General features: G+C 37.5%; 17 protein-coding genes. 16 read left to right on the top strand and 1 reads right to left on the bottom strand.

The features are described 5' to 3' along the window. The first annotated feature begins 209 nt into the window (after positions 1-209). The 16 genes from HZF24_RS16270 to HZF24_RS16200 all read left to right on the top strand — a co-directional run bounded on the left by HZF24_RS16270 (position 210) and on the right by HZF24_RS16200 (position 23984). The gene (locus HZF24_RS16270; protein WP_179239424.1) at positions 210-1640 is read left to right on the top strand and encodes a sigma-54 interaction domain-containing protein; all 1431 of its coding nucleotides are present in this window, start codon (positions 210-212) and stop codon (positions 1638-1640) included. 206 nt (positions 1641-1846) lie between these two features. After that, positions 1847-2458, top strand: coding sequence for a hypothetical protein (locus HZF24_RS16265; protein WP_179239423.1), 612 nt, complete (start codon positions 1847-1849; stop codon positions 2456-2458). A 26-nt stretch (positions 2459-2484) separates the two neighbouring features. Then, positions 2485-2613: a hypothetical protein gene (locus tag HZF24_RS19270; RefSeq protein WP_281372305.1), complete on the top strand. Its 129-nt coding sequence runs from the start codon at positions 2485-2487 to the stop codon at positions 2611-2613. Between the two features lie 45 nt (positions 2614-2658). Continuing rightward, a complete protein-coding gene (locus HZF24_RS16260; protein WP_179239422.1) occupies positions 2659-3933 on the top strand; it encodes a substrate-binding domain-containing protein in 1275 nt (424 codons plus the stop codon). A 48-nt stretch (positions 3934-3981) separates the two neighbouring features. Then, positions 3982-4752: an ABC transporter ATP-binding protein gene (locus tag HZF24_RS16255; protein WP_179239421.1), complete on the top strand. Its 771-nt coding sequence runs from the start codon at positions 3982-3984 to the stop codon at positions 4750-4752. Then, positions 4736-5440: an ABC transporter ATP-binding protein gene (locus HZF24_RS16250; protein ID WP_179239420.1), complete on the top strand. Its 705-nt coding sequence runs from the start codon at positions 4736-4738 to the stop codon at positions 5438-5440. The genes HZF24_RS16255 and HZF24_RS16250 overlap by 17 nt, the downstream gene beginning before the upstream one ends. Before the next feature lie 10 nt (positions 5441-5450). Next, positions 5451-6341 carry a branched-chain amino acid ABC transporter permease gene (locus HZF24_RS16245; RefSeq protein ID WP_179239419.1) on the top strand — a complete coding sequence of 297 codons (891 nt, stop codon included), beginning with the start codon at positions 5451-5453 and terminating at the stop codon, positions 6339-6341. After that, positions 6338-7372, top strand: a complete 1035-nt coding sequence (locus tag HZF24_RS16240; protein ID WP_179239418.1) for a branched-chain amino acid ABC transporter permease — start codon at positions 6338-6340, stop codon at positions 7370-7372. Before HZF24_RS16245 ends, HZF24_RS16240 begins: the two co-directional genes overlap by 4 nt. 55 nt (positions 7373-7427) lie before the next feature. Next, positions 7428-8450, top strand: a complete 1023-nt coding sequence (locus HZF24_RS16235; RefSeq protein WP_179239417.1) for a 3-oxoacyl-ACP synthase — start codon at positions 7428-7430, stop codon at positions 8448-8450. 10 nt (positions 8451-8460) lie between these two features. Further along, positions 8461-9780 carry an acetyl-CoA hydrolase/transferase family protein gene (locus tag HZF24_RS16230; RefSeq protein WP_179239416.1) on the top strand — a complete coding sequence of 440 codons (1320 nt, stop codon included), beginning with the start codon at positions 8461-8463 and terminating at the stop codon, positions 9778-9780. Between the two features lie 12 nt (positions 9781-9792). Next, positions 9793-10611 carry an alpha/beta fold hydrolase gene (locus tag HZF24_RS16225; RefSeq protein ID WP_179239415.1) on the top strand — a complete coding sequence of 273 codons (819 nt, stop codon included), beginning with the start codon at positions 9793-9795 and terminating at the stop codon, positions 10609-10611. A gap of 443 nt (positions 10612-11054) precedes the next feature. Further along, positions 11055-11930 carry a YitT family protein gene (locus HZF24_RS16220; protein WP_179239414.1) on the top strand — a complete coding sequence of 292 codons (876 nt, stop codon included), beginning with the start codon at positions 11055-11057 and terminating at the stop codon, positions 11928-11930. A 73-nt stretch (positions 11931-12003) separates the two neighbouring features. Continuing rightward, entirely contained in the window at positions 12004-12777 is a 774-nt protein-coding gene (gene ku / locus HZF24_RS16215; RefSeq protein WP_179239413.1) for a non-homologous end joining protein Ku, read from the top strand. Between the two features lie 4 nt (positions 12778-12781). Then, the gene (gene ligD, locus HZF24_RS16210; protein WP_179239412.1) at positions 12782-15187 is read left to right on the top strand and encodes a DNA ligase D; all 2406 of its coding nucleotides are present in this window, start codon (positions 12782-12784) and stop codon (positions 15185-15187) included. Between the two features lie 125 nt (positions 15188-15312). After that, entirely contained in the window at positions 15313-15918 is a 606-nt protein-coding gene (locus HZF24_RS16205; RefSeq protein WP_179239411.1) for a TetR/AcrR family transcriptional regulator, read from the top strand. 38 nt (positions 15919-15956) lie between these two features. Next, complete coding sequence (locus HZF24_RS16200; RefSeq protein WP_179239410.1) at positions 15957-23984, top strand: S-layer homology domain-containing protein; 8028 nt, start codon at positions 15957-15959, stop codon at positions 23982-23984. 38 nt (positions 23985-24022) lie between these two features. Here HZF24_RS16200 and HZF24_RS16195 read toward each other — a convergent pair whose 3' ends face one another. Further along, entirely contained in the window at positions 24023-24313 is a 291-nt protein-coding gene (locus HZF24_RS16195; protein ID WP_179239409.1) for an ArsR/SmtB family transcription factor, read from the bottom strand. Positions 24314-24390: the final 77 nt, after the last annotated feature.

The raw sequence follows: 24390 nt of genomic DNA, 5'->3' as shown, positions 1-24390 counted from the left end.
ATTTTTCATGTGTCTTTCCTTAATTATTATGAAAACCCGCTAATTTTTAGCGGGTTTGTCAATAACCTGACAATTACCTTAAAAAGTAATGGCTTTGTTTTATACCTACAGCATAAGCGATTTACATCAAATTATAAAAAAATAACATTTTTGTTCGTTTGTATGGTAAAATAGTTATGCATGATGCGGTAATAAACGGAGGTGGCTTTATGAATACTGATGTATATAGTGAAAAGATTGAAAGCAGTATCGAAATTGATGAAGATACCAATTTAAATGAATACTTGGTTTCAATGATGCATAAAATATTTGATCCAATTCCCGTACCCTTAATCATGATAGATAAGGAAAGTAAGATCAGAATGATAAACAAGGTATTTGCAGACTTTCTCGGATTAAAAAAGGAAGAAATAATTGGCAGACCTGTATTAGAGGTAGATAAATACTCGAGATTCCCTTATGTTCTTAAAACAAAGCAAGCGGAAATAGCCTGGAAGCATACCTTTGAAAACGGGCATACTGCAATAGTTCACAGGATACCTGTATTAGGCGATAAGGATGAGGTCAAATATGGGGTCGGTATGGTATTGTTTGCAGATATAGAAAAATTTAAGGATATTATAGAAAAAAACAAGCTTTTGGAAACGGAAATCAATTTATATAAAAATCAACTTAAGGAAATACACGGAGCCAAATATTCATGGGACACCATAATAGGAAACAGTGAAAAAATGGCGCAAGCAAAGTTTATAGGTCGAAGAGCTTCCAATTCGATTTCTAATGTATTGATATTGGGAGAAAGTGGGACAGGAAAGGAATTGTTTGCACATGCCATACATAAAGACAGCTCAAGGTCTCATTCGCCATTTGTAAAAGTTAATAGCGCAGCCATACCCTCTGAGCTCTTGGAATCTGAGCTGTTCGGTTATGAAGAGGGAGCATTTACAGGAGCTAAAAGGGGAGGCAAAATAGGTAAATTTGAACTGGCAAACGGCGGAAGTATTTTTTTAGATGAAATTGGAGACATGCCGATTAAGATGCAGGCAAAGCTGCTAAGAGTATTACAGGAAAAAGAGTTCGAAAGAGTCGGGGGAAATAAGATAATAAAAACAGATGTAAGAGTAATAGCAGCCACAAATAAGGATTTAAAAAAACTGATTCAAGAAGGTAGCTTCAGAGAGGATTTATATTACCGGCTCAATGTAATGACCATAGAAATACCACCCTTAAGAGAGAGAACCGGAGATATTGATACACTTTTGGATATGCTTCTTAAAAAGCTTTCAAGCCAGCTGGGAAAGTATGTAATCAAAATTTCCGACAAAGCTATGGACATTTTGAGAGGTCATAACTGGGCCGGAAATGTAAGAGAGCTGGAGAATGTATTGGAAAGGGCAATTAATCTTACGGACTCGGACACTATCCTGCCCGTACATCTGCCGGTATATATAAACAATAGCTCAAAAATAAGCTTAGACGGACCGGTAAGACCACTAAAATATTTAATAGAAGATACAGAAAAAGAGGCAATAATGAGGTGCCTTGAATATACAGAAGGTAACAAGCTGAAGACAGCAGAGCTTTTAGACATCAGCCGCTCATCCCTATACAATAAAATGGAGAGATATGGAATAAACTAAACTACCTGAATGAGGTAGTTTTTTACATTTGAATATCCTCAGTGTTCATAAAGTGTCTGTCCAAAAAATGCACATGTCCAAAAAATGTACAGCAAAAAATGAAATAAAAGAAAAATTTCAGTAAAAAACACTTAAGATTACTTCTGCTATGTTGGCATAGTAGTTGCATATGTAATTTAATATAACCGAGAATGAAGGAGAAGAGCATGGGTGATATACTTAATTCCTTTGTGGACGTAGCCCCCTATATAAATGAACTTACTAATACGGACTTTGCTGTATCGGTTTGTGATCTTGAAAAATGCCTTATATATGTGCCAAGTAAAAGGCAGGATCACAATATCAGGAAAGGAGTTCCTCACATAAAGGGATCTGTCAATTATGAAAGCGTTATTACAGGCAGAAGGGTTGTAAGAAGAGTAGGACCGGAGGTGTTTGGATTTCCTTATATTGCAATTGCAATACCAATAAGGGATAATGCCGGCAAAATTATTGGGTCCGTATCCTTTACCGAGGCTGTAGATAAGCAAGATTTAATGTTGGCCTTAGCTGATAACCTGCATGCTACAGTGCAGCAATTAGTATCAATGACAGAAACAATCTCCTTTAATTCAAAAAAACTTAAGGAACTTGGAAGAGATTTAAACGAATATGTAAAAAATACCGAGATAAACATTTCTGAAAAACTCGATGAGATTTTAAATATTTCATTATTTCAGATAGAAGTGAGTAGTTTTATCAGCAAATTGGCCATTGACTTAAATGATAGAGCAGAAAAGTTAAAAGAGAATGCAAAATTATTAAGCAAGGAGGATTAAATTGATTAAGTTAAATTCAATTAGACATGGGTGCAGGCATTTCTAAAGGTATAGGCCCAAATGCAAAATTAGAATTATTGGAATTTGGTGGTCATGAAGCTATGACAGATGATTTGCAAAGATTTATGAATATAATATTGTCTTTCATGGAATAAGTGGCTATTAATTAATAAATAAAAAATTTTAGGGAGGTATTTACTTTGAAAAAAACAGTAAGTTTATTGTTAGTATTAATACTTGCAATCGGTATATTTGCAACCGGATGTACAAGCAATGGAAATGACAGTACAGGAGCAAACAGTCCTGCCCCAAACGGTGGGGAACAAAATACCGGTAATAACGGTTCAGAATCAAAAGAACCAATAGTGATAGGAGCACTTACTTCATTAAGTGGTGCATTGCAAGATTATGGTGAACAAAACCAAAAAGGATTTATGTTAGGCTTGGAATATCTTACAGACGGCACTATGGAAGTAGCGGGAAGACCTATTAAAGTAATATGGGAAGATACAACAAATGTACCGGATGTAGCAAGAGAAAGAGCTATAAAGCTTCTTGACGTGGATAAGGTTGATATTTTAGTAGGTGCAGCTTCCTCATCAGATGCAGCGGCTGTATTAGATATTGCGGAAGAGTTTAAAACCGTATACGTAATTGAGCCTGCGGCAGCAGATTTCCTGACAGGTGAAAGCTGGAACCCATATATATTCCGTACAGGAAGAAATTCCGCACAGGATGCGGCAGCAATGGCAGATGTTATTATAAACAGTAAGCCGGGGGCAAAGGTTGCAACATTAGCACCGGACAGCTCATTTGGTACTTCAATGGTACAACCCATTGTTAATGAGCTGATTGAGCGTGGAGGGGAGTTGGTGCACCAAGAATTCCCACCGACCGATACTACTGACTTTTCACCGTATATAATGAGGATAAGAGAAGCAAAACCTGACTACCTGTATGTAATCTGGGCAGGTGCCAACAATCCTTGGGGACAATTGATGGAATATGACTTAGAGAGCTATGGTATCAATATAACGACAGGTGCTCCGGAAATTGCAGCATTGAAATCCATGACACCGATGATAGGAATGCAAGGCTTTTGTGTATACCATCATACATTGCCGCAAAACAATCCTATGAATGAGTGGCTGAAAGAAAAACACATGGAAGAATATAATGAGGTTCCGGACTTATTTACACCGGGCGGCATGGCAGCAGCATCTGCAATTATAACAGCATTGGAAAAAACAGATGGCAGTACAGATGCAGATACTCTTATAGAGGCAATGGAAGGAATGGAGTATGAAAGCCCTACAGGAACAAGGTATTTTCGTACAGAGGACCATCAATCTATTCAGCCTCTTTATGAAGTAATATTGATGGAAGTTGAAGGGGTAGACTACCCTGTACCTGAATTTGTTCGTGAAATACCGGCTGAGGACATTGCACCACCTATAAATGCACCCGGACGCTAAAAAGAGACGAGTATTTGCAAGCAGAAATGAATAGAAAGGATGTATATGATGGGTGAAGTATTAATTAAAACTGAAAATTTAGGCATTAGCTTTGGAGCCCATAAAGCAGTAAGCAACATGAATCTTGAATTGGAAGAAAAAGTATTTACTACCATCCTTGGACCAAACGGTGCCGGAAAGACAACCTTATTCAACTTAATCAGCGGTCTTTTAAAGCCAACAGAAGGGAAAATATATTTCAAAGGGACGGACATTACCTGTCTGTCCCCTGTTGAACGTGTAAAGATGGGAATGGGCAGGTCCTTTCAGCTGACTAATGTTTTTCCTAATCTTACAGTATATGAAAATGTAAGGTTGGCTGTACAATCAAAGGAGAATATTGGATACAGGATTTTTGTTGACCATAGAAATTATACAAGTATTAATCAAAAGGCAGATGAATTATTAGAAAAAGTCCTTTTATCAGATAAGAAAAGTTTCATTGCAAGTAAGCTAAGCCATACGGAGCAAAGAAAATTAGAGTTAGGCATGGTATTGGCACTTGAGCCTGAGGCATTGCTGTTAGATGAACCTACGGCAGGTATGGCCATTGAAGAAGTTCCGACGATGATAGAAATTCTTGCAAAAATTAAAAAGACCGGCACCACAGTTATATTGATTGAGCACAAAATGGACATGGTTAAGGCTTTGTCAGATAAGCTCATAATTATAGTTAACGGAATGAAGCTTATTGAGGGAGAGCCGGAGGCTGTTTCGAAACACCCTGAAGTTCTTAAGGCATATCTGGGAGGAGGGGTTATAGATGGCATCAATACTTAAAGTGGAAAATTTGAATTCCTATATAGGCCAATACACCATATTGCAAGGGGTCGACATAGAAGTTAAAAAAGGAGAGGCCATAGCAATATTAGGCAGGAACGGTGCAGGTAAAAGCACATTGCTGAAAACTATAATGGGATTAGTAAATACAAGAAGCGGCTCCATTCTTCTGGGTGAGGATTCCCTGGTGGGAATTCCTACTTATGATATTGCAAACAAGGGAATAGGATATGTACCTGAAGATTATGGAGTGTTTGATTATTTGACGATTGCAGAAAATTTAAAGTTAGCAATAAGAAATGATACAAAGGATGGAGATGACAGGATAGCTAAGGTATATGATATTTTTCCGGATTTAAGGAAGGCATCTGAAAGGATGGCCAGAACTCTTAGCGGCGGGCAGCGTCAGATGCTGTCAATATCGAGAGCATTAGTCAATGATAATAAGATAATTTTAATAGATGAGCCCAGCAAAGGATTGGCTCCTGTAGTTATAGAGACATTAGCAGTTGCCCTTAAGGAAATAAGCAAGGAAAGCACCATATTATTGGTTGAGCAAAACTTTTCTTTAGCATGTGCTATTGCATCCAGATACTATATAATCAATGAGGGCAGGACTGTAGTAAACGGTAAAATAGAAGATTTGATACAGGATACACAGCTGCAAGCCACACATCTTGGAATATAAGGGAGGAACTATGGATATTTTCTTAACACTTTTTATTAATGGATTATCTGAAGGTGCACTGATATTTTTAGTTTCTTCAGGCTTAGCAATTATATTGGGATTAATGGGAGTTGTTAATTTTGCACACGGAGCTTTATTTGTCTGGGGCGGATATGCATATGTGTGGATATATCAGATGACAAACAGCTTTATATTGGGAATATTAGCAGCAATGCTAATCGTATTTATTCTTGGTATAATATTCGAAAAATTTTTCGTAAGCAGATTGTATGGAAATGCTCCTGCACAAATTTTAATTACCTTGGGGCTTAATATTGTTTTTATTGAAATAATTCGCTTAATTTGGGGAAACACTCCTATAGCAATAAAAAAACCTGACTTTATTTCAGGAACAACGATAATCAACGGAGTTACAATAAGTCACTATAGAATATTGCTGATAATAATAGGGATATCCGTTCTTATTATTGTAAATTACATTTTGAAGAACAGCAAGACAGGCATGGTAATAAGAGCCGGAGTACAAAGATCGGATATGGTTCAGGCATTAGGTATTAATATCAGGCTTTATTTTACAATAGTATTTGCGGCAGGTGCAGCATTGGCGGGATTAGGCGGAGCATTATATGCGCCTTTGGCAGGCAATGTAATATCTACAGCGGGAGCCAACAATCAGATACTGGCTTTTATAGCAATAGTCATAGGAGGACTTGGCAACTTTTCCGGAACTGCAAAGGCAAGCTTTTTGTTAGGCTTGATGAACGCATTTGTAGCGTGGTTTATTCCGTCCTTCGCAGTAGTGACAAATGTCCTTGTAATGGCAATTGTATTGGCATTTAAGCCGGAGGGGCTGTTTAGTGAAGGCAGAAAAAGTATACTCAGATTGGCGGTGAAGAAATGAAATCACTAAGAGAACACATTCAGAGAGACTTTAGTAAAAATGTAATAATAGCTTTATCTGTATTATTGATTGCTTTGCTTATATTTCCTAAATTTTCTTCATATACAATGCTGAATTTACTCACAAGAATATTTGTAATTTCTGTATTTGCAATGAGCTATGACATATTAAGAGGGTACATGGGCTTTATAAATTTGGGACATGCCGTTTACTTCGGAGGTGGAGCATATGTTGCAGGAATACTCTACAATAAGCTTGGAACCACGATACCTGTATTTATTCTGTCAATTGCAGTAGTTGTATTGTACTCGGTAATCTGTGCCTTGGTAATGGGAAAGCTGTCTTTTAAAAAAGGAACTTCCGTTTTTGCGGCAGCTATGCTTACTCTGGCATTGGCAGAAGTAGTCAGAAATATAGCTGAAAGCTGGAGAGATGTGACCAATGGAACTGACGGTCTGATTTTTAAGGTTCCATCCATACTGTCAAACAGAATTTTTTTCTACTATTTTTCACTGATATTTTTAATTGTTATGTTTATTATTTTAAGAAAGTTTATTTTATCCCCTACAGGACGAGTAATAATAGCCATTCGTGAAAATGAACAAAGAGCTGAATTTTTAGGCTTTAGGATAGAAAATTATAAGTTGATTGCAATTTTAGTTTCAGGTGTTTCTGCAGGTCTTGCAGGACTGGTATTTGGGACGTTTAACAGATTTGCCAATACTGAACTTTTAAGTATAACTTATTCTACCAATGCCCTCCTGTATACATTGATAGGAGGTACCGGAACATTATACGGAGGAATTGTCGGAAGCATAGTGGTTAATGTTTTTCAGAATATGCTGTTAAATCTTCGAAGCATTCACCCTATATTTGAAAGATGGTTAATATTCTTGGGAATTTTATACATCGCTGTAATACTGTTCATGCCGAAAGGCATCGTTGGTACTCTGCGTCATTTTATAGAAAACAGAAAAGTAAAATCAGATAATGAGAAATCATCTAAAACCGAAAAAGCACCCGGAGAATAAGAACTTTTGAAAAAAAGGCTTGGGTGCAAGCAAGGATATAAGAAGGAGGGATATAATGACTAATGTAAATATAGGTATTGTAGGAACGGGTATATATATTCCTGAAAAAAGAATGACAGCTAGGGAGATCTCAGATGCCACTAACGGGCTTTGGACAGAAAAAGCTATTGTGCAAAAGCTTGGCATAGTGGAAAAATCAATACCGGGAAAAGAAGACGGAACTCAAGAAATGGGTGTCAGAGCAGGATTAGATGCAATTAAAAGAACGGGAATAGATCCTAAAGAGATAGATTTAATACTGTGCATGGGAGAAGAATGGAAGGAGTATCCTCTGACCACATCAGGTATTTATATTCAGGAAAAAATAGGGGCTGTAAATGCCTGGGCAATAGATCTGCAGCAAAGATGCTGTACTACTGTAGCAGCTATGAAAATAGCGAAGGATATGATGATAGCAGATGAAGATATCAATACTGTAATGGTAGTAGGCGGTTACAGAAATGGTGATTTTGTTGATTATTCCGACAAGAGTATGTCCATGATGTATAATCTTTCCGCAGGGGGAGGAGCTATTATACTCAAAAAAAACTATAATAAAAATTTATTATTAGGCACACATATAATGACTGACGGAACCATGGCCAGAGATGCCGGAGTAGAATATGGAGGTACGGAAAAACCAATAAACAAGAGCAATCTTGACGAAGCATATAAGTCCTTAAGATTGTTTGATTCAAAGCATATGAAGGACAGGCTGAATGAAGTGTCGATGGATAACTGGTATTATTGCATAGACAAGGCCTTTGAAAAGTCAGGCGTATCAAAGGCTGAATTAGGATATTTAGCGGTACTTCACTTTAAATATTCTCAGCATAAGGCTATGGTGGAATCTTTAGGCATAACTGAGGAACAGTCTAATTATCTTTCAAGCTACGGACATATGGGTCAGGTAGATCAAATTCTTTCTCTGCAATTGGCATTAGAACAAGGAAAAGTAAAGAATGGAACCGTAATATCCATGATAGCCGCAGGGATCGGATATGCATGGGCTGCTAATGTCATCAGATGGGGTAGTTAGGAGGCAGTAAATGGACGTAAATAAAATTTATAATAACAAGCTTATAACTGTTGAGGAAGCATTGAGTAAGATTAAATCAAACGATAGTATAGTATCGGGTATGGCTGCTGCTGAAGGAAGGGAATTTTTAAAGAATCTCCATACAATAGCAGGTGCTGTTAAAGACGTAAATGTTACAACCTGCTTACCAATGGGTGATTATGAATACTATATGAATCCTGATTACAAGGATAGCTTCAAGATGGATGGATGGTTTTACAGCCCTGCAATAAGGAAAGCTCATAAAACCGGCAACATCTCCTTTATACCTAACCACCTGCATCTTGCAGCAAAAAAAAGGCTTTTCCACAGAAAACCAAACATATATATAGGGTCAGGTTCGTTAATGGATAAGCACGGGTACATTTCTTTATCATTATCCGCTACTTATGAAAGGGATATAATGGAGAATTCAGATATAGTTATAATAGAAATTAATCCGAATATGCCCAGAACCTTTGGAGATACAACGGTTCATATAAATGATATAGATTATGTTATTGAAGTGGATTATAATGTACCTGCATTAGCTGAAGCAGAGATAACGGAAAAAGATAAGAAAATCGGTAAATATATAGCAGATTTAATAGAAGACGGTTCAACTATACAATTGGGAATAGGCGGCATTCCAAATGCGGTAGCTGCGGAGCTTATGAACAAAAAAGATTTAGGAGTTCACACAGAAATGCTTACCGACGGAGTAGTGGATTTATATAATGCGGGAGTTATTACAGGAAAACGCAAGACCTTGATGCCCGGAAAAATGGTAGCTACCTTTGCTTTGGGCACCCAAAAATTGTATAATTTTATTAATGATAATCCGGCAGTTAGCTTAATGAAGGGTTCCTGGGTAAATGATCCATACGTAATAGGAAAAAACCATAAGATGGTATCCATAAATACTTCATTGGAAATAGATTTAACAGGACAATGCTGCTCGGAATCATTAGGACATATTCAGTTTAGCGGTACAGGAGGGCAGGCTGATACAGCAATAGGCGCTCAGATGTCAAGAGACGGAAAATCCATTATAGCTTTATATTCTACAACTAAGGCAAGAGTATCTGGGCAAGCAGACAAGCAGACTGTTTCCAAAATAGTAACCAGATTAGCTCAGGGAGCTGCCGTATCTCTTTCGAGAAATGATGTAGACTATGTAGTGACAGAATATGGGGTAGCGTCCTTAAGAGGTACATCCATCGGAGACAGAGTAGAAGCTTTGATAAATATTGCTCACCCGGATTTTAGAGATCAACTTAAGAAAGAAGCTGAAGAGTTAAAAATCTGGTAAAGGGGAGGAAGTATGCCTAAATTATTGATTAAGGGAAAAAATATGTTTTATGAAATACATGGAGAAGGAGAGCCAATTGTTATTCTAAATGGAATTATGATGAGCACTGCATCATGGATGCCGTTTATAGATGCATTTTCTAAAAACAATAAATTAATACTAATAGACTTTGTGGATCAAGGAAAATCTGACAAAATGGAGGTTCAATACACTCAGGATTTCCATGTGGAAATGTTAAATGAGCTGTTCGACAGGTTGAATATTGAAAAGGTTCATTTGGTAGGTATATCCTATGGAGGAGAGGTAGCTCAAAGATTTGCACTGAAATATGAACACAGACTTCTGTCGCTTATATTATCAAATACCACCAGCTACACAAACCGTATGTTAAAAGATATTGGTGAAGGATGGATAAAAGCGGCTGAAACCTATGACGGAAGTACCTTTTTTAAAGCCACAATGCCATATATATACTCAAGGAAGTTCTACGAAGATAATATTCATTGGCTGACGGAAAGAGAAAAAAGCTTTGGAGTGTCACTCAAACAGGAATGGTATGATGGGTTCGTTAGATTAGTAAGGTCAGCGGAAGATTTGAATATTACGGATGAGTTAAGTAAAATCAAGGTTCCGACTTTTATTATAGGTGCAGAATATGATGCAACTACTCCTGTCAAAAATCAGGAAAAAATTCAAAAAAGAATTGAGAATTCTAAGCTTATAATGATTAAGGATTCCGGACATGCAGCTATGTATGAAAAGCCTTATGAATTTGCCGCAGCAGTACTTGGATTCACCAGAATTTACGATAAAAAATTTAAAATTTTATAATGATGAGCAAGGCTTATATTTAAAAATAAAATTTAAAAAAGTGAATTGTTGCTGAAAGTATATTAATTTTGGGCATCAGTTCATTTTTTTATCAGCAAACGAAACAAATATGATACAATTTTAACGTAACATTTGAAATAGAAGGTCTCAAATAATATAATGATTTAACTAAAGTAAAAAAACATACTTTAAATTGTAGGGAGATGATACGATCTATTATAAGCAAAATTCATATGAATTTTGCTTATAATTGAGTTTACAAATTATAGAAAAAAAGTTATATTTATTATGGAGGTATTAAAATAAAAAAAATCATAATAGATGATGATTTTTAATAGTTCAGGATAGTTTAGGCGGAACGTGCAAAACTTCAATTCTTGATATTAACAATAAAGAAGTGATTATAGAGTAAATCTGATAAACAGATATTGTATGAGGAAAGAATGGAAAATATAAAGAAGCTATTTTACAACATGGTTTATTTAATCACAGGATGTGTGATTACGGCATTTTCAGTTAATTACATACTGAAGCCGAACGGATTAGTAACAAGCGGTATAACGGGCTTAGCAATTATTTTGGAGAAGTATATTAATATTAACTATTCATATATTTACTATCTTTTTACATTTATAATTTTAATTATTGCCTATCTGCTTATGGGCAGAAAGGAAATTGTAAAGATAATATTTCTTTCAATTATGTATCCCACCGTTTTGCTGGTGATGCAAAATATTGAATTCAAATTTGTGGAAAATGATTTACTCCTCGCATCAATATACTTTTCAATTTTCTACGGTATAGGTGTGGGAATGATACTAAGGAAAGGCTTTTCCTTCGGAGGGACTGACACCATAGCGAGAATTTTAAACAAGAAGCTCTTTCCCGCCATAAATGTAAGCTATATTATGCTGATGTTAGACGGTATCATAATAATTATTTCCGCATTCGCATTCGGAAGAAACATAGCCCTTTATTCCGTAATCAGTCAGATGATAGTAACAAAGGTTTGTGATTATGTAATGTTTGGGTTTGGTACTACATTGTACAAGCTTGAAATAATCAGCTCACAATACGAGGATATCAGCAAATTTATAATGCATAAATTAGGAAGAGGAGTAACTCTTTTTACGGTAAAGGGCGGATATACAAACGTTGAAAAGGTTCAGATGGAAACGGTTTGTTCACCCAGTCAGTCAATAATGATACAGAAATGTATTAAAGAAATAGACCAAGCCGCATTTGTAAAGATAATACCGATTGTGTCGGTCTGGGGCAGGGGTAACAGATTTATAGACATCAACATAGAAGGACCATAAGGTTCTTCTATATTTCTATATTTACCGAATACTTACAGTTCGTTTGGGAAATAATATCCCCGGAGGTGACAATATGATATCACGTAAATCGGTAATAACTTTCGGGATGGTGGCAATTCCAATCGCAATGTATACGGCTACTCAGGACAATGATATTCATTTTAATCAATTACACAAGGAAGATAACAGCCGAATAAAGTACAAGAAAACCTGCGGGCATTGCGGCAAGGAAATAACATCCAAGGATATAGTAAAAGGATACGAATATGATAAGGATAAATACGTTGTTATCACAGACGAAGAAATAGAAAAAATTAAGACAGAAAAAGATAAATCCATTCAGATATTGCACTTTGCGCAATTAGATCAAATTTCTCCTGTGTATTATGAAAAAACATATCAGGCAGCCCCCGAAGCCGGTGGCGAAAAAGCCTTTGAGCTTTTACGCTCTGCGCTTATGGCAGAACAGAAGATAGCCATAGGAAAGACCGTCATGGGCACGAAGGATACGCTTATGGCAATCATTCCCCGGCAGGAAGGCATACTTATTTCCACCATGTTTTATGCCGATGAAATTAAAGAGCTGCAAAAGCCCTACACAAAATCCGAGGTATCGGAACAGGAGCTTAATATGGCGAAGGTTCTGATTAATTCAATGGATACACCCTTCGATCCGTCTAAGTACAAGGATGAATACCAGACGAGGCTGCGTGAGCTGATTGAGGCAAAAATTTCCGGCAAGGAAGTGGTTGCTGCTGAGAACAATAATACAGGCAAGGTAATCGACCTCATGGATGCGTTGAAGGCAAGTGTGGAAAAAGCGCAGAAGGACAAGGAATCAGCATAGCTTTATGGATAATAAGCTTAATAAATACAATCTGAAAAGAAATTTTGAAAGAACCTTAGAGCCGGAAGGAAAAACAGAAAATTCCGAAGAAGGTCTCCGGTTTGTGATACAATATCACCTGGCACGCAGTAAGCACTATGATTTGCGGTTGGAATGGAACGGGGCTCTGCTTAGCTGGGCTGTACCCAAGGGACCCTCGTACAATACCCGTGATAAGAGGCTGGCAATACAGGTTGAGGACCATCCGACGGAATACAGAAATTTCGAAGGCACTATACCTAAGGGCGAATATGGCGGCGGAGTTGTCATGATATGGGATGAAGGATATTGGGAGCCATATGTTGATGTGGATGAAGGGCTCAATGAAGGTATGCTGAAATTTGTCCTTAAAGGAAGACGGCTCAAGGGAAAGTGGGCTTTAATCAGATTAAAAACAAAAGCGGTCGAAAAAAATGATAACTGGCTTTTGCTGAAGGAAAAGGATGAGTACGTTCAAAATACAGACGGAATATCCGGATTTACCGTCAGTATCAGAACCGGGCGAACCATGGCAGAAATAGAAGATGGTAAAGAAGAAAGAAATATTAAAAATCCCTTCAGCGAAGTCAGTGTACAGCTCGCTAAATTAGTCAGAAATATTCCCGAGGGAAAGGATTGGCTTTATGAATTAAAATATGACGGATACAGGATTGTGGCATTTGTTGAAGGTAATAATGCAAGGCTGGTAACCAGAAACGGCAATGATTATTCAAGACAATTTTATGACGTAAGCTCTGCGATTATTGATTGGTCTGACGGCAGGTCTATGGTTTTTGACGGAGAGATGGTAATTACGGATGACTCCGGCAGGACGGATTTTCAGGCTTTACAGAATTATATGAAAAATCAGAATTCTTTAAGCCTGACTTATATTATATTTGATTTGCTCGCACTTGACGGAATGGATTTGCGGCAGCACCCTTTGATTAAGAGAAAAGAAATGCTTGAAAGCATAATGAAAGAAGCTCCACCCGGTTTGCATTACAGCCGTTATGTCAGAGGGCATGGAAAGGAAAGCTTTGCCGCCGCCTGCGAAGCGGGCATGGAAGGTATAATAGGCAAAAAGGCTGATTCTGTTTACAGAGGAACAAGAAACGAGGATTGGATTAAACTTAAATGTGATAAGAGACAGGAATTTGTAATCGGAGGATATACACTTTCCGATAAAAGGGCAAGGGGTGTAAGCTCGCTGTTGTTGGGAATTTATGAGGGGGATGACTTAATATATGCAGGACGTGCAGGCACCGGTATAAGTGAAAATGATATGACGGTGCTTGAAAATAAATTCGGGAGCATAAAGAGGATGGAGCCGGCTTTTAAAACTCCGCCTGACACCAGATCAAATGAAAAGATTAAGTGGCTTGAGCCGGAATTAGTTGCTGAAATTAAATTTGCCGAATGGACGAAGGATAATCTGTTAAGGCAGGCAAGCTACAAGGGCTTAAGAGCAGACAAGGATCCGAAGGAAATAAAAAGGGAAAGGGAAGAGGAGATGCTTCAATCAACCGTAAATGAAGAAAAGATAACTGAATTAAATTCAAACAACCTTATTATTGAAGGAGTAAAGATTTCAAGCCCTGATAAAATAATTTTCAATGAACCGGAAATTACAAAAGAAGATGTGGCTCGGTACTATTTAAAGGTTTCTGAGCGAATGCTTCCTTATGTAAGACATAGAATTCTCAGTATTGTTCGATGTCCTAAAGGTGTATCTCAAAATTGTTTTTATAAGAAGCGTTCAGAATCTGGAAGTATAGGAACAGGCACGATAGAAGATTATTTTTACATTGAAAATACGGCAGGTCTTATATACGAAGCACAAATGGGAACACTGGAATTTCATATTTGGGGAAGTGTTGTTGAACAGCTTGAGAAGCCTGATATGATGGTATTTGACTTAGATCCCGATGAAGGTATGGACTTATCCAAGGTTCGTCAGGGCGCAGAAGATATTAAAGGTATTCTTGATGAACTATCTCTTAATTCATATCTGAAAACCAGCGGAGGTAAAGGCTATCACGTAGTGCTTCCTTTAAAACCTGTGGCAGGCTGGGATGTATTTCGTGATTTTGCAAAGCGTGTTGCAGAGGTTATGGAGCAAAAATGGCCGGATCGCTACACGAGTAATATAAGAAAAGCTCAACGTAAAGACAAAATATTTATTGATTGGATTCGAAATTCCAGAGGTGCTACAAGCATTGCTCCGTATTCTCTGAGAGCGAGAGAAGGTGCGAAGGTATCCATGCCCATATCCTGGGGTGAACTTCATACAGTTGTTCCTGATGGTATCAGTATGAAGGATGCACTCTTGAGAATTGAAAGAGATGATCCTTGGGAAGGTTTTTTCCGGAACACTCAGATGATCAGATAACATGATACACACATTAATTATTTAAATTATTTAAATTAATGTGTGTTTTTAATTGACATGATTAAAATAAACAGCTATAATTATATACAGACTACGGTCTGTATATTTTGCTCAGGAGGAAAATTTTGAATAAAAAAATTATTCAGGGAAATGAAACGAAGAAAAGAATTGTAGATTGTGCCAGAAAGCTGTTTGTTGAAAAGGGTTACAACAATGTAACAGTGGATGAAATTATAAATGAAGCAAATTCATCAAAGGGTGGATTTTATACTCATTTTAAAACGAAGGAAGATTTAATTTATAATATGGTTCCGATGGTTGATGAAGTATATACTGATTTTTTTAAGCCGGATAGAAATTATCAAAATACAATGGAAGAAATTGCTGCATTTATCGGTTATGTTTTTTCCGTTATGGAAAAGGAAATAGGATTAGAATTTATGTCTGTGATTTATTCATCACAGATAAAGGATTTAAGTACTGTCAGATTTCTTACATCGCCTGAAAGAGAATACTATAACCGTCTGAAATTTTTAGTTGATAAAGCTAAGAAAAAAGAAGAGATATACAGTGATTTATCAGCTGAAGAAATTGTAATGATTCTTACAACCTGCATCAGGGGCGTAATATATGATTGGTGTCTGAGAAAGGGTTCATTTCAGCTTGCTGACTATGGCATGAAGCTGATTAGCATGATTTTGAACCAGTTGAAGACACAAACAGCAAACTGATGTTTTATATCCGGAATATCAAGAAAGGGGAATTAATTATGAAACGCCATGCTAAGAAAGGCAAACAAATTATATGTATTGTGTTGGTTATGTGTATTATTTTTAATTCATATTCGGGTCTTGCTTATACTGATATTGACAATCCGGATAACAAAATACAGTTATCAGCTCATGAGGCAGCCCTTCAATCCCTGACCGAACAGCTTAACAATAAAGGTATAGGCTTGTATTCAATTATGGGTGATGATATCGTTATCTCACCTTCGGGATATGATTTTGGAACGCGAGTGTCTTGTGAAATTAATGAACCGATAAACGTTGATTCTGACCATGAGACAACAGCTACAATTACATTCAGGTTAAATTCTCCGAATGCCGGAGAAGTATCCTTTTACTACAGGGTGTATCCGGGAAGTGCATTTTCAGATAAACATTATGAAGATGTTGCAAACGGAAGAATAACATTTGAAGCCGGAGAAACAGAAAAAAGCATAGATATCGAAATTTCTGAAATTGACAGCAGTTATAATGCTGAAAATCCTGAGATTTATGAATATGGAGAGTTATGGACAGGAGACAGAGTGCTTTATATAAGCTGCTATGATATCAGCAACGCTTTGTTTGAAAATGATAAAGAAGTGATGACCGTCCCCGTAAGGATTGAAAATGCACTTAATCTTAAACATATATATGAGGGGGCTGCGGATGTTTTTATGGCGGATATATCGTCAATCCAAAATGCTGATAGCTTTCCGGATGTTCCCGGCAAATATATTAACAAAAGTGACGTTATAAATATAGCAACAGCAACAGCCATAACAGCAGATGTCAGAAAAATGATAGACATAGGTACATTTTCTCATCTGAATTTACCCATAGGATATTTTTTAAATGAATCAGGGGCAAGCGGGAATGTTAACTTGCATATAATAAAAAATCCCTCAAGTATTGTATTTAACAGGAGCACACTCATAGATACGGGAGACGGGGAAAATAAAATAGATTTTGAATTTAATGATGCTTTATTGAGTGATTTAGGTATAGGTCGTAATTCTGAAGCAAATGGTGCCGTTAATTCCATATGCATAAACCTGAATTATTCAATCATAAACGGTGATGTATATACCTTGTTTCATGATGCATATGGTAATTATGTTCAAAATCAGATGAATTTTGAGGATAAAATCAATCCTTTTCCGGTAAACGCTAATGCACCGGCTGGTGAATATCACTTAGGGGAGAGCGTACCTGTTACGGTTACCTTTAATGAAGCTGTTTTGACAGACAACATAAGTATAAAGGCAAATGATACCGTCTTGTATCCCGTTGAAAGGGAAGGAACAATTTCAGAAGATGTGAGCTTTTTGTACGAAGTAGGTCCTGATTTTGATGGTTATATTGATATACAAGATGTAACAGGAGCTGTTGATTTGTCGGGAAAAGAACAGGATTATATGACATACAACTCAAGGATTGAAGAGGCTGAACTTAAATCATACAGTATGAAAGAACTGCTGTCTTATTGTGCAGCTACAGAAATAAAGGTGAATCAAGGCAAAAGCATGAATGCTGAGGTTGAGATAAACATATCCCTCAAAGAAAATCATGAGCTTTCTGACTATCTGACATTATATAAAGAGGACGGACGCATAAAGACTGTCAAAGCAAAAGTAATAGGCGAGAACGGAACGGATGTTGATATTGACCTTTATGCAAATGACGGACTTCTTATTACCCAGCTCAGAGGTAAATTTACCGCTCCTGCAAGTTCGCTGATATCCGATACAAATTATGTATGTGAAATTTATTTTGATGAAAATGAAGACAATAATTTTGAATTGATATATTCTTTGTCAAAGCAATACACCATGCCCCAGATTATATATATTGATGATGAATCGTATTTGGAAATTTTATATGAAAACTGGCCCGCGGAAAACAAAGTATCTTCAAATAGTATTGATTTAATTTCATTGGGGTACAACGTTAAAAACAATGCAACCTGGCAGAAGCCGGAGGATTTTGTGTGGACATCAAGTGACCAAACGGTAGCAGCAATAACAACCTCAGGAGCAATTTCGTTAACGGGAAAGCCGGGAAGCGTATATTTTTCCTTAAGTGCTTTAAATTCAGGGCAACCTGATGAAAGGTTTACCGTACACAGCAATACCCTGCAGGTAATTGATACTGATGAGGTGTTTTTAAATGTCAGCGGGTGGTCAAAAAATGCCGAGATAATTAAGGGAAATGATGCTAAAATTTATTACTCTACCAACCTTCACGCTGTTAACGGAACAGCCACCGCATTCTATTATAATTTATATGAAGCGGAATATGAAGGCGATGAAATTACAAAGGGTGAATCAGTATTAAGTGATACAAAGGTTTTCTCCGAGGAAACTCAGGAATTGTATTATGCGGTTGATAAGCAATACTTAAACAATGTATCCGAAAGAGGAAAATATAGTTACATACTTGAAATATCCGCAAGAGATATAAAAACCGATATGCTTTTTACGGCATCGGCATCTATACGTGTAAAGAGCCTGCCTGCAAAAGCAATGCTGAGCAAGCCGGAGAGCTATTATATAACAGATGAAGCTGACAGCTTTATTGTGAAATTCGATATTGATAACTATAACCCTGATACTGAGGTTATGCTGACTGTAACCAGGAATGCCGAAACTATAATTACCAAAAACAGCATTTCCGACAGAGATAAGGACATTACGGTTAATATAGAAGACGTACCTGACTTAAATTTGTATGATACATATGCAATATCTCTTCAGGCAAAAAATATATATGACGAAGCTTATTCATACGATTCTTATACCATGTATGTATATAACTCTGATGCTCTTAAAATAAGTATTAACGGCAAGAATAAAGAAAAACATACAATGAGTATGGATGATAAGCTTAAAAGCATGTCAAGTGAAGAAATATTAAATCTTAACAGAAATATTGCCTTAACAGATGATATAAATATTAACAACGAATACAAATGGAGCAGACTGTTTGATAAAACAACCTGGTCGGCGGAAGATGACAGCATTTTATCGTTGAGGTACAAGGACGGAGGATTGTTAAGCAATGTGGATGGTAATACCTTGGTTTTACCGGATGCGGAACTGCTGCTTGAAGGATTGTCACCGGGTAAGTCATCTATAACGCTCAGACACGGACTGACAGGCATGGAGGAAAAAGTTGAGGTTGACGTAGACAATCTGAAGGAAAAGCTGTTCTTGTTTCAGGTATATCCTGCTCAGAAGAGTAACGTAACCTACAGAGACGGCAATAACAGCTACAAAGAAGCCGAAACCGACGAAAAAGGCCGGATTGCAATATTTGAAGAATCGGGTATAGACGGTGATATTACATTTAAGCCTGAAAACGGTGATTTATATGACACGTATGTACTTTCAAATACTGAACTGAAATCAAAGCAGCAAGGCTCGGATTATTCTGGTTTATATCCCCAAAATAATATTGTTTTTAAAAAATCCGATTATGAAGCAATGTTCTATGTGTGGCGTGTTGATTCATTAGGAAGAACATTCCTTCATGAAGGTGATGTAACAATCAAGGGAGGAGTGTACAGAAACGGTATATATTGTCCCGATGCAGCAATTAACGGGAAAAGCGGACAGGAAGAACAAATTGTAAGTAAGACAGGCTATGAGTATATATTGAAGTTCGACCAGAATCAATTTGTTAATGATAAATATGACAGTCCTGTTACGGCGGAGGACAAAATAGAATACATTTTCGAGGTAGGAATTCCCGGTCATTTTCCAGGCTTTATGAAGGTGGATAATGAAACTATTCGTTTTTTCAAAAAATACTATGATACTCCGGTTCCTGCAGGAACAGTATTTTTAAAAGGCAGAGATAAGTCAAGAATTGAAAACGGCATAAGTATAGTTTCACAAAAGCTTGTATCAGATGGAAATGAAACAGATATGCCTGAAAATATTATTATTGAGGACATATCAAAATCAGCATATATAAGTACCGAAATGGCATTCAACGGTAACAGGGACAGCAGCTACAATGTAAGGTTTTATGATAAAAAAAGTAATTTACCCGCTGATTTATTAAAGACAGAAGCAGAGGTATATGAATTTTCCGATACCGTATTGATTAAAAACACCTTGGATGTGCAGCGTTACGTTTCCGGGCTGGAGTTTGGTGAAGTAAGAAGCTTAAGCATGCAAATTACCGTTGAAGATGATGATGGTCTTGAGATTATAAATCTTCCTTCAAATTACAATATGAGCAGGATAAACGGCATCAGCAAATTAAGCACTCTGGAATCAGGAAATCTCAATAAGCTCAAACAGGACGTCAGAAGCTCAATCAACGGACCGTCTATGATAAATTCTGATGGCTATGCTGATTATATTCAAACAGCGCTTGGCTATTTAAGCGGATTTAAAGTGGATTCTGATAAGCTGCGCCTTGAAATTACTCCTACTGATAACCCTCTTGTGTTCAAAGGGGTTATAACGATGGGAGTGGGGCAGATGAGTCAATATATGAGACCGGGTGTGCACAGCAGGGATGAGAAGGCATCACTCCTGTATGACTACATGCCTGACTACGAAACGTTTGACAGCAGCAGTTTTATTGGTAACAGTAAAATATATATGGACGCTTACATGGGCGGGTACGGTTCCAACAGCAAAACATACGGCGGGGGAGCATATTTTGACTGTGAAATATTTTATGATATCGATGACGGTGAGTGGAAAATCGTTGTATTGAAGTCATTTGTACATGTAGGAGGGGGTTATCATTATAAAAGGATATACAATACATGGATTGGACCGGTTCCGGTAACGGCAGAATTTCTGGCAGGGGGAACAGGTCAGCTGAATTTAAAGATGGTTTCCGACGGAAGCGGTGCGGGCAGTACATATATAACGGAGCTTAGTCCATATATTTATATCCGTGGATTTGGCGGTGTCGGTCGTGATTATAAGGTTGTGAGCTTAAAGGCAGGGGTTTACGGAAAAGTATCACTTGACCAGCAGTATTTGTGGCTCAGGAGTGAACAAAAAAACAGCAACGGTCAAAGGATAGTATTGGCGGGAGAAACAGGAATTGAATATGAAATAAAGCTTGTACTTGTAAACATTGAAGGTACATATGAAATAGGAGCGGGAAGTAAGACGTGGACATTCAATGACTACAATAACATAAAAAAGCAATATGATTCTATAAAATATAATTTAGTATTGGATAAACACATGGGATTAGCGAGTGAAGAGTTTGAAGGAAAGGCAGACTTTGAATTTCCTGATTCAAATCCTGTATTCAGCACCGATGGAGATATGATGGTATATATATCCGATATGGACAGCCATGACTTAAATGAAGCGTCCGTGTGCTTCTCCCTGAAGTCGGCAGGAGTATTTCCTGAGGGTACAGAAATAGATGCCTCCGGATATGCTGATACGGAGGCAGTGATTGACGGTACAAAAGGCGGTGCGGCAGTGGCATGGACACGAGTTATAACGGATATGGAGTTAAAAGAGGGAAGTGAAGCTGCGGCAGAAGATATTCAAAATATGATTTCAGGCACGGAAATTATGGCCGGTATATATGACGGCTCTGAATTTACTTCAACACGTCTGACTGACAATTCCACGGCTGATATGTCTCCTGTAGTTGCTTCAAACGGAGAAAAAGCCATAGTTGCATGGCGAAGCCTCTATGCAGGGGATATGTCAAGCCTTTTAAGCTTTGACGGCAGAGATAATATAATGTACAGGGTGTACGACGGCAGCTCATGGAGTGAGGAAAAATGCCTGTATGACGGAAGTACGGACAGGGTAAACACTCTTAACGCAAAGATGCTTTCGGACGGCACCTCAGCCATAGTCTATGAAGTAACAATGGAGGATACAGACAATACCGAAATATTCTGCACGGTAATTGATGAGGACGGCAGCATTTTAAAAAACATAAGATTAAGCAACAACGAAGACACAGACAGAAATCCGCAGATAACATCTGTGTTATTTCCTGATGACCATAATGAGGAACGCTTTGTTATAGGCTGGAACTCGTTTATAGAAACAAGTACAATCAGAATTGCTGTCGTTGACGGTAACGGAAATGTTTATACTCAGCTTGAAACTGAAATTGAAGGCTCTTATACGACGGATTACGGCAGCTTTAAATTTACAAAGGGGGCAGAACGGCTGCAGGATTTGTCAGTTGTATGGGTTCAACCGGAATTTGACTCAGAGGATAATTACAGCCATGCATTATGGGGAAGGAAGTTTTTACCGAAGGGTGACGGCTTAACAGTTTCTCCCGAAATCAGGCTGTTAAAACTTGATGATAATAATTTGACAGACCATTACGATGCATATGTTGGACATGAGGGAAAAATAAATTTTGTGCTTCAGACAACTGATTACAATGCAGAAGAGGAGCACAGCAATATAATTTACGGACAGACAGAATATAAAAATGAGATATCGGTTGAACAAGTTTATTATAATCGCAATGAAATACTTCCCGGCAATGAAATGCCTTTTATGTTCCGAATTTACAATAGCGGAATAGAGCCAATTAATAGTTTAAATATTAATTTCGGAGGAATAGTTCATGAATTTGGAGCCGGAGATTACATCATGCCGGGACAGTATAAGGATATCAATATATTTTATCCGGTTCCCGAGAATATTACAGATCCCTCATACTTTGTTACAGCAGAATATCTGTCTTCAGATTCGGATACCGTTTCAGGTACGATAAAGCTGGATGTTCCGGATGTGGGGATATACGGTATTGATGTTGTCAAGGAAGCACAACGGGAGAGAGTGTTCAGTGTGATGCTTCACAACAATACCTGCTCAAAATTGACAGATGGTAAACACAGGGTGAAGCTTTATGTGTATGATAATCCCGATTCTGAAGCAACGCCCGTTGTGACAGAAACCATAAGTGATGCGGATTCACTTAATATGATTAACAATGGTATGTTCAGCAAGAATATTTTGTTGAATGAGGAAGCATTGCAGGGCATACTTAACGATGAAGGCGAGATACCCGATGACGGAGCCCGGATATTTTTTAAGACAGCTATAGAAGAAAACAATGAAGAAATTGAGGATTCAAACATTTCCAACGATTGGAACTACATTAAAATCAGAGGACTTATCAGTAAAAACATGGAGAGAGCTTCACTTGCAAGCAGGATGAAATCCCAATCAGGACATTCATCGGTGCAGGTTGAGCTTACTAATAATTCCATGAATGAAATATCCGGCGGAACTATTGCGGTAAGTCTGAAGAATGAAGACGGCAATATAATTGAAACGAAGAGTTTTGGCGGCAAGACTTCATTGGTTGTAGGTGGAGAAGAAACCTTCAGCACTACATTTGACTTTAATAGTGAGGGTGCTTCGTTTGAGGCAGTATATACTGCGGAAAATCCGGATGACGGTAAGGATTACTCTGATAAGACAAGGGCTGGCAATATACCTGAAGAGTATGTAAATCCGTTTAAGGATGTCAGGGAAACGGACTGGTTCTATGATGCAGTTAAATTTGTATTAGAGAATGGACTTATGATCGGAACAGGAGCGGATACCTTTAGTCCTGAATTGTCAGTCACAAGAGGTATGCTTGTCACAATACTCCACAGATTGGAAAAACAACCGTCGGTAGCAAACTGTGATTTCACAGATGTTGTGCCGGGGGATTATTACCATGATGCGGTAGCATGGGCTCAACAAAACGGCATAGTCATGGGTATTGATGATACAATATTCGGTCCCGATGAAAATATAACCCGTGAGCAGCTTGTAACTATTCTTTACAGATACTTCCTATATATAAGCTTCGAAGCAGAAGATATGGGAGCAGATTTATCCGAATTTAAGGATAATGATTTGATATCGGATTATGCATTATCAGCGATGCGATGGGCGGTAGGAAAAGGGCTTATCAAAGGAAGAGGAGAGGTTATTCTTGCACCGAAGGGAAATGCGACCAGAGCAGAAACAGCTATGATACTGCAGAGATTTATAGAAGGAAACAGATAATCAAAGACATAGGGGACGAGAATCGCCCCTATGTCTTTCTATTCTTCAAAAAGGGATTCAACTAAAGCCTTTACTTTTTCATTGCTTACTTTATAAATAATTTCCAATCCGTTTCTTTCGCCTGTTATAATACCGTAGCTTCTAAGCTTGGATAGGTGCTGGGAAATGGTTGATTGAGGCATATTTAAACAGTTCTGGATATTAGACACATTACTGCCGTCACAATTTATTAAACCATGTACTATACATAATCTTACGGGATGGGCCAAGGCTTTCAGCATTTCTGCATATTCAATCATAATTTTTTCATTATCTTTAAAATTATCCATATAAACCTCCATTGACAGGTACATAGTTATTATACAAAAGATTATATAAATTAGCAATATTAGTTTTTAGGTTGATA

The sequence above is a fragment of the Sedimentibacter hydroxybenzoicus DSM 7310 genome (assembly GCF_013403245.1).
Classification (GTDB): Bacteria; Bacillota; Clostridia; order Tissierellales; family Sedimentibacteraceae; genus Sedimentibacter; species Sedimentibacter hydroxybenzoicus.
The sequence above is the reverse complement of the archived record's forward strand: the minus strand, read 5'-3'. Positions and strand labels throughout refer to the sequence as shown.